Below are 11473 nucleotides of genomic sequence, written 5' to 3'. Positions count from 1 at the left end.
GAAGAAGCACTCTCCTCGTGAAGTGCCGCCGTGCCCGCCGCAGATACACGATCAGACCAGGACGCCGTACCGCACCAGGTAACGCCAGTCGGCGGAGTTGCCCGGGTTGTCGTCGCCGTAGCGGATTTCGAAGTTGCCGAAGTTGGCCACGACGCCGAGGTCGCGGATGTGGTTGTCACCGCTGTCGCCGGTGTTCACGTTGTCCACGGAGAAACCGCGGATGACCTTCTCACCGGCGAACGCCGCCGGGGTCGCCAGACCGCCGGCGTGCACCACGTTCGACGACTCGGCGAGGGTGCCGAACCGGCTGCGCGGCACCCAGGCGTAGCTGACGTCGTAGGTGAACGGGTCGTCGCCGTTGTTGTCCCGGAACGCCGTCGTCAGAACGCCGTTGTCCTCCTGCACGCCGATCTTGTCCAGGTGGTGGTCGCCGTTGTCGAAGGTGACCCGGAAACCCTCGAGCACGAAGACGACGTCCGCGGCCGGGCGGGTGAAGAGGAACACCGAGCACTGGCCGACGCAGGTGCCGTGGAACGAGGCCTGCACGACGCCGGTCGCGTCGACGTGTTCGGTGGAGACGCGGTAGCCGTAGTCGTCGTCGCCGTTCTCGTCGGCGAACGCCACCTCCACCGCGATCTGTTGCGGCAACGGCATTGCCGAGACCTGCCGGATGTGGTGGTCGCCGCCGGTGAAGTGGTACTGGAAGCGGGCCAGCAGCGGGACCCCGAAGTTGCTGCCCGCGGAACGGAAGATCGTGCCGTGGCCGTTGCCGCTCACCTCGTCGAGCGTCGCGGCACCGGCCGGAGCCGTGAGGCCGACGAGCAGTGCCGCGGTCGCGCCCGCCACCGTCAGCCCGCGTGAGAACTTGCTTCTGCGCATGTGTTTTCTCCCCTCAGAGCTCGCAGTCCTTCGTGTCACCGGGGTCGGCGGTGCAGAGGTCGGTGCCGATGCCGCCGATGACCGTGTCGTTGCCGGAGATGCCGTCGACCGCGCGGATCACGTCGTTCGACTGCCCGCCGCGCAACACGTTCGCGCTGCTGTTGCCGGTGATGACGTTGGGCCCCACAGCGCCGTTGACGTTCTCGACGTCGGTCGAGTTGTTGTCGCCCTCACCGGGCTCGCCGTCGTCGGCCACCCCGTCCAGGCTGATGGTGAACGTCTTGCCGGCGCCGAACTGGCGGGGGCTGTAGTTGGCGGTGTCGACGCCGTCGCCGCCGAAGAACAAGTCGCTGCCGTCCAGGGAGACCAGCGAGTCGGAGACGTCGTTGCCGTCGCCACCGCTCACGATGTCGTTGCCGAGACCGCCGATGAGCTCGTCGTCGCCTTCCTGGCCGAACAGGTCGTCGTTGCCCGCCTCCCCGGCGAGGAGGTCGTTGCCCGGACCGCCGAAGAGCGAGTCGTCGCCACCTCCCCCGAACAGCCTGTCGTTGCCGTTGCCCCCGACGAGGTCGTCCCGGACGGGACCGCCGAAGAGCGTGTCGTTGCCGTCGTTGCCGAACAGCTGCCCGCTGCCGCTGTTGACCAGCTTGAGCGTGTCGTCACCCGCGCCACCGTCGGCATTCGTGTTGGTGGTCAGCGTGTCGTTGCCGGGCCCGCCGGACACGTTCGTCTGCTGCGTGCCCGCGCCGGCGTCGATCACGTCGTTGCCCGCCCCGCCGATGATCTGCCTGACGTCGGCCGCGATGTTGTCGCGCTCACCGGCCGCGCCGTCGTTGGCGGTGCCGTCGAGCGTGACGGTGACCGCCGTGGTGCGCGCGGCATAGGTGACCGTGTCGGAACCGGAGTTCCCGACGAAGGTGTCGGCGCCGTCGGGGGTCGCGTCGGCGACCATCGTGTCGTCGCCCGCGCCGCCGTCGAACAGGTCGTCACCGGGGCCGAGGCAGACCGTGTCGTTGCCGTCGAGCCCCAGCACCACGTCGTTGCCCGCACCGGCCGCGATGACGTCGTTGCCGGGCGTGCCGATGATCGAGTCGTTGCCCGCGGTCCCGGAGATCGTGACCGGTAGTCCGTTGCAGGTGGCGGCCGCGTACGCCGGTGTCGCCGGGACCGCGAGGGCGGCGGCGAGCACCGCGGCGGCCAGAACTGCTGATCGCATCAGGTTCCTCCCCTACCTCGAATGCGTGTGGGCCGACTCTGTCCCACGCCGCTGGGCAAGCTCTGGGAATCCGCTGCCCGCGGGAGGAGGCCGCGGCGCGAAAGGACCAGATCACCGGCTGCTGTCTGCGCGGGGACGCGCCGGACACCTCGCGTAGCCGGGTGGTCCCGACGGAGTCATTTGGGCCGAAACCCCTGTTTTTCGGTTACGAACGTTCGGCTGCCACGACGTTCCTTACAGGTGCACTGGATCCTTTCCGTGATCGGCCGATCGCGGTCCGTGCGCCTGGACGAGAGGGGCAGTTGTGAAAACCTCGGGCAGACGCGCCTCATGGCGCGCGCTCATAGGGATTGTGGTGACCGCGACCGGGCTGTCCACCGGCGTTGCGACGGCCTCGGCCGCAGAAGGGGACGTCATCGCCGCACCGGCGGGGAAGGCGATCGCGGACCAGTACGTGGTCGTGCTCCGCAACGGCGTGGCGACGGCGAGCGCGAGCTCACTCGCCAAGCAGTACAGGGGAAAGGTGATCGCGAGCTGGCAGCACGCGCTGCAGGGCTTCGCGGTCGGCACCAAGGCGGCGAACGCCAGGGCGCTCGCCCGTGACCCCCGCGTGGCGGCGGTGTACCAGGACTCCGTGGTCGAGGCGGACTCGGTTCAGGTCAATCCGCCCTCGTGGGGCCTGGACCGGATCGACCAGCGGAACCTGCCGCTGGACCAGCGCTACAACTACGGCCCCACGGCGCAGAACGTGCACGCGTACGTGATCGACACCGGCATCCGCGTGACGCACTCGACGTTCGGCGGACGCGCGAGCTGGGGCACCAACACCACGGGAGACGGCAACGACACCGACTGCAACGGCCACGGCACGCACGTGGCGGGCACGATCGGTGGCGCGGAGTACGGCGTGGCGAAGGCGGTGCGCCTGGTCGCCGTCAAGGTGCTGAGCTGCGGCGGCAGCGGCAGCTACGCCGGCGTGATCAGCGGAGTGGACTGGGTGACCGCCAACGCGGTCAGGCCGGCGGTCGCGAACATGAGCCTGGGCGGTGGCGCGTTCGACCCGCTGGACACCGCGGTCCGCAACTCGATCGCGTCGGGCGTCACCTACGCCGTGGCGTCGGGCAACTCCAACACCGACGCGTGTTCCACCTCTCCGGCCAGGGTCGCCCAGGCGCTGACGGTGAACGCCGCGGGCACCAACGACGCCAGGGCGTCGTTCTCGAACTTCGGCACCTGCACCGATCTCTACGCACCCGGTGTGGGCATCACTTCGTCGTGGAACACCAGCGACACGGCGACCAACTCGATCAGCGGCACCTCGATGGCCACGCCGCACGTGGCCGGCGTGGCGGCGCTGTACCTCCAGCGGCACCCGGCGGCCCCGGCCGAGCGAGTGCACGACGCCGTCGTCCGCATGGCGACGGCCGGCCTGGTCGGCGATCCCGGCCCGGGATCGCCGAACCGGTTGCTGCACTCGCTCTTCACCCAGTGGGGCCCGGAAGGCGACTACAACGGCGACGGGACGACGGACCTGACGGTCTGGCGGCCGAGGGAGGGCAACTGGTACGTGCACGACATCGGCCTCACCCAGTGGGGCGTGGGCGGTGACATCCCGGTTCCCGGTGACTACAACGGCGACGGCATCACCGACCTCGCCGTGTGGCGCCCCTCCGAAGGCAACTGGTACGTGCGCGGCATCAGCACCACCCAGTGGGGCGTCGCCGGCGACATCCCGGTTCCCGGCGACTACAACGGCGACGGCATCACCGATCTCGCCGTGTGGCGGCCTTCTGAGGGCAACTGGTACGTGTTCGGGATGAACACGACCCAGTGGGGCATGGCCGGCGACATCCCCGTTCCGGGTGACTACAACGGCGACGGCATCACCGACCTCGCCGTGTGGCGGCCTTCCGAGGGCAACTGGTACGTGCGCGGCATCAGCACCACCCAGTGGGGCGTCGCCGGTGACGTTCCTGTCGTCGGTGACTACAACGGCGACGCCGTCGCGGATCTCGCCGTGTGGCGGCCTTCTGAGGGCAACTGGTACGTGCGCGGTATCAGCACCACTCAGTGGGGTGTCGGCGGGGACATCCCGGTTCCCGGTGACTACAACGGTGACGGGGTGACCGACCTCGCCGTGTGGCGTCCGTGGGAAGGCAATTGGTACGTGCGCGGCATCAGCACCACCCAGTGGGGCGTCGGCGGGGACATCCCGCTCGCCTCGTAGCTCGGCGTTGACCGCCCGGCTGGTCAGCGGCCGGCCGGGCGGTCCTCGAACCGAACCGACCGCGCGTCCCTGCGAAGCGCCGGCTTGCGGTGCGCGAAACCGTTCCCCGGCCTCAGGAGACGGCGCGGCGGAGGACATCCGTACGTCCGACGGCGCCACAAATCCTGTCCGAGCGGAAGGGCGTGCTCGCCGAGACCCGGCCCGGTCACCGGCGGTCCAGGCCGGTGAGGCGGACCACCGCCGCGAACCCGTCGTCCGTACCGGGCCAGTGCGCGCGCACCGCGTCGAGTCCGGCCCGGCGCACGACGCCGCGCAGGACGGCGGTGACGATGATCGCGTCGTCCGCGTAGCCGAGGACGGGGATGAAGTCGGGGATCAGGTCGATCGGGAGCGCGAGGTAGACCGTCAGCAGCCCGAGCCGGATGCGGACACCGCGGGGCAGCGAGTTGTCGGCGGCGAGGCGGCGGACCAGGCGCAGCACGTCGGGCAGCAGGCGGAGGGCTTCGCGCAGCAGGCCGCCGCGCGGGCGGGCGACGAGCAGTGCGGCGACCAGGGCGATCCAGCTCAGCAGCAGCGCGGCGCCGATGCCGATGAGCAGGTCCCACCAGAACGAGCCGGTCACGGTCGCACCTCGCGGGGTGCCTCCGGCGCTTCGGCGCGCAGTGCGGCTTCCTCGAAGGCGGCGAGTTCGGCGGCGGCCTGGCCGACGGCCTCGCGAGCGGCCGCACCGCCGGGCGCGTCGAAGTAGTCGCGGGCGGCGATCTTGGCCAGCCAGGTGCGGAAGCGTTCGAGGTCGGCCTCGGACTCCTCGACCTCGGCGTAGGTGGCGTTGCCGCGGGCCTGTTCGCTCGCCAGCTCGTCGCGCAGTTCCGGCAGGCGTTCGAGGACCTCGGCGTACTCGGCGTCACGGGCGGTGCTGAACTCGGCGATCACCGACTGTTCCTCGGCGGGGTCGGTGAACGTCATCCGCAGGACGCGCGCGGTGCCGCCCTGATGGCGGACGCGATCCGCCAGCCGCCGGACCTCCTTCACGACCTCCGGCCGGGCGGGCAGCAGGCACACCGACTGCTGCAGGTACAGCGCGCCCAGCGACCGCAGCTTGCGCCACACGTGCACGCGCAGCGTCGCCGCTCCTCCGGCGGTGGAGACGCTGATCAGCAACCAGTCCGCACCATCCGTCACACCCAGATGTTACATCCGTAACGCCGCCCCGACTTGACACCGTCGTCCGAGTGAATGCATTCACAGCGAATAGAATGTTAATTAGTACGGTCATATCGTTATTCCCACCTCCTGGATTTGACCGAGGCGCTCAGGTTGCCTTTGGCCACCGTCGCACCAAGGAGGGCCGAAAATGGCCGTTTTGAGCAGAAAACGGACAATCGCACTCAGCGCCGCGGCCGCGCTGGTCGCAGGTCTGGTCGTAGTCGGCACGAACCACGAGTTCCAGGAGGTGCTGGGCCTCGCCGACGAACCGGGCGAAGGGCTGCCGCATCAGCCGCGAGAAATGCTCGAGGCGATGATGGGTGAGTCTCAGGAGGCCGGTGAGGAAGCCTTCGAGTACTCCACCGCGGTCGGCCAGTTCGCGCAGGCGCGCTCCGCTCCCGGAATCGTCGCACCCGGCGCGTACGGTGCGGCCTTCACCGAGCTGAAAGGGCTTTCCGCCACACCGGGACAATGGTCGGAGATCACGAAGGTCCCGTACAACAGCGACGATCCCCGTTACCGCGACTACGCGTCGAACTCCAGCGGCGGTTCGGGCAACGTGACCGGCCGGATCACCGGTCTCGCGGCCGACAACGCCGGCTACGTCTACGCGGCGGGTGCGAACGGTGGCGTCTGGCGTTCCAGCACGGGCGGCGGCAACTGGACGCCCATCGCCGACCAGCTGCCGAGCCTGTCCACCGGCGACCTGGCCCTGGCCGCCGACGGTTCGCTCTGGTACGCGACCGGTGAGGCCAACACGGGCGCCACCAGCTACGTCGGTTCGGGCGTCTACCGCCTGGCCGACCCGCGGAGTGGTCAGTTCACGCCGGAGATGCGCGTGGGCGGGCCCGAGCTGGAGAGCAGCGTCATCCAGAAGGTCCGCTTCGCGGGCGGGAAGGTGTGGGCGGCGACCAACCGCGGCCTGTTCACCCACGACGCCGCGAGCACGACCGGCGCGTGGCACCTCGAGTACGCCCCGAACCCCGACTACCTGCCCGGTGGCTCGAAGGCCGGCGACCCGAGCGCGGCCTACAAGAACATCGTCAACGACGTCGCCGTCGACCCGCGCAACCCCAAGCACGTGGTCGCGGCCATCGCCTGGCGCGGCGGTGACACCTACAACGGCTTCTACGAGACCGCCGACTACACCGCGGGCGGCTGGACGAAGGTCAACCCCGGCGGTGCCATCCAGCCCAACGACATCGGTTTCGCGACGTTCGCGTTCGCCGCGGACGGCTCGAAGCTGTACGTGATCAACCAGTCGCCGACGCTCTACAACAAGACCGTCGGCACCGTGAACAGCTACCTGGACGGCATCTACGTCTCCAACACCGGTTCGCCTTCCGGGCCGTGGAACAAGATCGCCGACTCCACCAAGCTCGCCAACTCCGGCTCCGCGCTCAAGCAGTCCGTCGGCGGCAAGGGCTACGGCCCCGGCATCCAGGCCTGGTACAACCAGTTCCTCGCGGTCGACCCGGCCAACCCCGACCACGTCTACGCGGGCCTCGAAGAGGTCAACGAGACCACCGACGGCGGCTCGAACTGGAAGGTCGTCGGCCCGTACTGGAACTTCAGCTTCGCCTGCTGGAACCCCGACGACAGCTTGAACACCTGCCAGAAGACGACGCACTCCGACCAGCACTCCGTCGCGATCGGGTCCTACCAGGGCAAGCCGTACGTCTTCGTGGGCAACGACGGCGGCCTCTACCGCCGCCCGGTGCAGGGGTCGGCCGACCGCGACGGCCACGCCACGGACTGGCAGAACCTCAACGACGGCACCATCGACGCCCTGCAGTACTACTCGGTGTCGGTCGGCAAGGACACCTACAACGGCAAGTCCGGTGTGGGCGTGAGCGGTGGCCTGCAGGACAACGGCGCCTCGATGCTGCGCGCGGGCGAGACCACCATGGGCTCACCGTTCGGCGGCGACGGCGGCGACTCCCTCGCCGACCCGGACAACGCGTGCCGGCAGGTGCAGGAGTACACCAACCTGGCCATGCGGGCCACGCAGAACTGCAACGCCAACACCAACCCGGACTCCTCGGCCTCCACCTCGGTGGACATCCAGCCGTACACGTCGAGCCCCGGTGACGAGCCCGCGCGCTTCATCGCCCCGTTCGCCGCCGACGACCACAACGTGAACAACTGGATCGCGGGCGGCCAGCACATCTGGTTGAACACCAAGGGATTCGGCATCAAGAACGGCAAGGACTGGCAGAACGCGTTCGACCTCGGCGCGGGCCACCTCGCCACCGCGGTGAGCCTGTCCCAGGGCGTCGCCTACGTCGGCTGGTGCGGCCCGTGCAACAACCAGGGCTTCACCCGCGGCATCGCGGTCGGCAAGCTCGGTGACGCGAAGAGCTTCCACCAGCTGAACCTGCCCGCCGACGGCGTGCTGCCCAACCGGTACGTCGCCGGCTTCGGCGTCGACCCCGCCAACCCGAACCACGCGTTCGTGGCGTTCAACGGGTTCAGCCGCCGCTGGACCGAGGGTCCCGGCGCGGGCGTCGGCCACGTCTTCGAGACGACCGACCAGGGCGCCACGTGGAAGGACGTCTCGGCGAACCTGCCCGACGTGCCCGCCAACGCGGTGAAGGTGCTCTCCACCGGAGCCCTGGTGCTCGCCACCGACCTGGCCACGCTGTACCGCCCGGCCGGGTCGACCCAGTGGCAGCGCATGGGCGGTGGGCTGCCCACCACCGCGGTGCTCGACGCCGAGTACTCGAAGTCCGACAACGCCGTGTACGTCGCGACGCACGGTCGCGGGATCTGGAAGTTCGGCCTCAGCTGAGCTGACGCCGGCGGGAGCTTCACCGGGCCTGCGGTCCGGTGAAGTCCCCCGCCGGACCGCCGGGCACGTGCACCCAGCCGCGGCATTCGAGACCGGCCACCTGGAGCTTGATCAACGGGGTGAACGCCTGCGGGTCGATGCCGTCGTAACCGTGCCTGACGACCGAGCGGTGGATCTGTTCGGACACCACGAGAACGAGGGGCGACGGGGTCTGCTGAAGGCGGGTCCGCAGAGCGGGGGCCGCGAGCAGCCGGTTGGCGATCTCGATCTCCTCACCGAACCATCCCGCGTCGTCGCAGGCCACGTCCCCGGCGTGGATGGCGATCCTGAGCCGCAACGGATCGCACTGATCCTCGTTGCGCTCGTCGAGCAACTCCCGCAGCCTCGGCGCGAACCTGGTCAGCAACCAGGTCTTGGGGAAGCGGTCCGTGACGTGGATCAGGGTCATCAGCCCGTCGACCCGGTCGACGTGCCGGTCGCGGAGATCCGTCGTGCTCTCGCTGTGCAGCAGGGCCCGCTCGAACAGCTGGTAGGTGTCCCAGCGCAGCTGGGCTCGCACCGAGTTGCTGCAGGCCGCGGGCACCTGGATGGCCGCCATGACGATCACGCGCGGAACCGGGTAGATCGGTTGAACCGACGACAGGGCATTCATGCTCCCCGCCTCCTGACCTCATGAGCCGGCAGGTACGGGACCTTCAGAAAACTTCAGTTGATCTAGCTTCAGGTCTATAGTTCAGAGTAAAGCTCGTGTGAGGTTCCTAGCAATAGGCTTGACGAGTTGCCACAGGAACGCCGGCGAGTGACTGAAGTCCGCTGTAACGCTGGCGTGGCGAGCGGCGACGAACCAGCGTTGCGGTACCTTTCACTGAATTTCAGCTGAAGGACGTGATGACGTGACCTCCGCTGAGGGACCGGCCCAGGAACTGGCGCGGCGACTGCGGTCGCTGCGCAAGCAGTGCTGGCCGGGCACGCGCATCACCCAGGAGCAGCTGGCCCAGGCCTTCGACGTCAGCGTTCCGCTGATCTCGTCGTGGGAACGGCAGAGCGATCCGGTGTTGCCTCCCGAGCACCGCCTGGACGCCTACGCGACCTTCTTCGCCACGCCCCGTTCCGTCGACCGGCGACCGTTCCGGCTCGTCGACCAGCTGACGGAGGCCGAGCAGGCGAGCAAGGACACGTTGCTCGCCGAACTCGTCAAGCTGCGAAACCAGGCGCTGGACGGAGCTCCGGCCGGTGACCCCGCCCCAGCCACCGACAACCTCTGGCGGTTTCCCCCCAACCAGGACATCACGATCGTCTGCTCCGAACTGCCGCGGCGACTGCTCGACCCGCTTCCCTTCACCCACCCGGAAGATCCCGACTACGTGGAGCTGTCCCGGTACTCGGACCTGGACGCGCTGCTGGAACTGCACGGCCACATCCGCGCGCTCAACCCCGGCAACAACGTCCACGTGCGCACCGGATCGCTGCGGCTCACGCCGGACGAGTACACCAGCCATCTCGTGCTGCTGGGCGGTGTCGACTGGAACCAGGTCACCGCCGAGGTGCTGCACCGGATCGACCTGCCGATCCAGCAGCACAAACGACAGAACGACAACGACACGGGCGGGTTCGAGGTCGTCCAGCGCGGAGCTCGCGAGATCTTCCGGCCCACGCTTCGCAAGACCGAAGAGCGATGGATCCTCGAGGAGGACGTCGCACATTTCTACCGATCGCCCAACCCGTTCAACCGCAAGCGCACCGTCTCCATCTGCAACGGCATGTACTCGCGCGGGACGCTCGGCGCGGTCCGCGCCCTGACCGACGCCCGGTTCCGCGACCGCAACAACGCGTACGTGCTGGAGCGCTTCGCCGGTCACGACACGTTCAGCATCATCAGCCGCGTGCAGGTTTTGGTGGGCAGCGTCGTCACGCCCGACTGGACGAGTCCCGAGTTCCTACTGCACGAATGGCCTGTGACCACCACGTGAAGGCAGCCGCCCCGATCCGTTCCCAGCACCACCACGGTTCACACCGCGGTCTGCTGTACACCGCGCCCAGGGACTCACCCGAGGCCGGGGTGGACGCGATCATCGTTCCCACCGCCCGCAACCCGCTGGCACTGGACCACGCCATCAGCCTGGCGATGAAGCTCGGGTGCACACTGGTCACGTTGTGCAGCAAGTACTCCTCAGCCGACGACGTCGCCGCACGCGCGGCCACAGCGGACGTGGAACTGCTCGCCGTCGACGTGAGCAGCTCCCTCCAAGGCCTGCTTCCAGCGTTCAGGACCTCGCGCCTGCTGGCGAACACGAGGTTCCACCGCAAGACGGACACCAGCCAGAAGCGCAACCTCGGGCTGCTGATCGCGCGCATGGCGGGCTGGCAGCGGATCGTCTTCCTCGACGACGACATCGAGATCCCGGAACCGTTCGACCTCCGCAGAGCGGCCGCGCTCACCGAACAGTTCGCCGGGGTCGGCCTGAACATCCACGGGTACCCGGACAACTCGGTGGTGTGCCACGCCTACCGCGAGGCCGGTGGGGCACAGGACGTGTTCGTCGGGGGCGGCGCGCTCGTAGTCGACACCAGGTCGACTACCTCGTTCTTCCCCAACATCTACAACGAGGACTGGTTCTTCCTGCTCGACGGCGAACAACTCCAGCCGACGGCCGTGACCGGAGTCGCGCGGCAGAAGGAGTACGACCCGTTCGCCCGCGACGAGCGTGCCCGGATGGAGGAGCTCGGCGACGTCCTCGCGGAAGGACTCTTCTGGCTGCTCGACGAAGGACGCTCGCTCCGGGACGCCAACGCGGCCTACTGGCGTCACTACCTGGCGAAGCGGCAGAGCTTCATCATGGAAACCATGAACATGGTGCGGCGCATGGGAGGAAACCCCGAGCGGCGACACAGGATGCTCGACTCGCTCAAGGCGGCGTGCGGACGTTCCCAGTACATCAAACCCGAGCTGTGCGAGGAGTACGTGCACGCCTGGCGCGCCGATCGGCAGACCTGGCGAGCGCATCTCGAACGAGCCCAGCCCAGCAGGAGGCAGAACCACCGCACCGGCCAGGTCGGCAAGGTCATCGCCGACCTCGGCCTCGTGCTGCACAGCAGGCACCTGCTCCGGATGACGCCCCGTTGTCGATGAAGGGCGCCTTCATCGACCTCAGGT

At 68.7% G+C, this 11473-nt stretch carries 9 protein-coding genes; 4 read left to right on the top strand and 5 right to left on the bottom strand.

Annotated elements, in window-relative coordinates:
* Nucleotides 1–51: 51 nt before the first annotated feature.
* Nucleotides 52–879 (bottom strand): hypothetical protein, encoded by an 828-nt coding sequence (locus tag ABZV40_RS40485; RefSeq protein ID WP_355454510.1) that lies wholly within the window; start codon nt 877–879, stop codon nt 52–54.
* Between the two features lie 13 nt (nt 880–892).
* Nucleotides 893–2095: a calcium-binding protein gene (locus tag ABZV40_RS40480; protein WP_355454508.1), complete on the bottom strand. Its 1203-nt coding sequence runs from the start codon at nt 2093–2095 to the stop codon at nt 893–895.
* A 355-nt stretch (nt 2096–2450) separates the two neighbouring features.
* On the opposite strand from ABZV40_RS40480, the gene ABZV40_RS40475 reads away from it, so the two are divergent.
* Nucleotides 2451–4322: a S8 family serine peptidase gene (locus ABZV40_RS40475; protein ID WP_355454506.1), complete on the top strand. Its 1872-nt coding sequence runs from the start codon at nt 2451–2453 to the stop codon at nt 4320–4322.
* A 205-nt stretch (nt 4323–4527) separates the two neighbouring features.
* On the opposite strand, the gene ABZV40_RS40470 is transcribed toward ABZV40_RS40475, so the two are convergent.
* A complete protein-coding gene (locus ABZV40_RS40470) occupies nt 4528–4944 on the bottom strand; it encodes a DUF1232 domain-containing protein (RefSeq protein ID WP_355454504.1) in 417 nt (138 codons plus the stop codon).
* On the bottom strand, nt 4941–5504 hold the full coding sequence (locus ABZV40_RS40465; protein ID WP_355454502.1) for a Chromate resistance protein ChrB: 564 nt from the start codon (nt 5502–5504) through the stop codon (nt 4941–4943). Before ABZV40_RS40465 ends, ABZV40_RS40470 begins: the two co-directional genes overlap by 4 nt.
* 172 nt (nt 5505–5676) lie before the next feature.
* Here ABZV40_RS40465 and ABZV40_RS40460 point away from each other — a divergent pair, with 172 nt between their 5' ends.
* Nucleotides 5677–8319: a hypothetical protein gene (locus ABZV40_RS40460; protein ID WP_355454500.1), complete on the top strand. Its 2643-nt coding sequence runs from the start codon at nt 5677–5679 to the stop codon at nt 8317–8319.
* A gap of 19 nt (nt 8320–8338) precedes the next feature.
* On the opposite strand, the gene ABZV40_RS40455 is transcribed toward ABZV40_RS40460, so the two are convergent.
* Complete coding sequence (locus ABZV40_RS40455; protein ID WP_355454498.1) at nt 8339–8971, bottom strand: hypothetical protein; 633 nt, start codon at nt 8969–8971, stop codon at nt 8339–8341.
* Nucleotides 8972–9212: 241 nt separating this feature from the next.
* On the opposite strand from ABZV40_RS40455, the gene ABZV40_RS40450 reads away from it, so the two are divergent.
* Nucleotides 9213–10289 carry a helix-turn-helix transcriptional regulator gene (locus ABZV40_RS40450; RefSeq protein WP_355454496.1) on the top strand — a complete coding sequence of 359 codons (1077 nt, stop codon included), beginning with the start codon at nt 9213–9215 and terminating at the stop codon, nt 10287–10289.
* On the top strand, nt 10286–11449 hold the full coding sequence (locus ABZV40_RS40445; RefSeq protein ID WP_355454494.1) for a hypothetical protein: 1164 nt from the start codon (nt 10286–10288) through the stop codon (nt 11447–11449). The genes ABZV40_RS40450 and ABZV40_RS40445 overlap by 4 nt, the downstream gene beginning before the upstream one ends.
* Nucleotides 11450–11473: the final 24 nt, after the last annotated feature.

It is taken from the genome of Lentzea sp. NPDC004782, from assembly GCF_040609115.1.
GTDB lineage: Bacteria > Actinomycetota > Actinomycetes > Mycobacteriales > Pseudonocardiaceae > Lentzea.
Note: the sequence above shows the minus strand (reverse complement) of the source record. Positions and strands in the feature narration are given on the sequence as shown.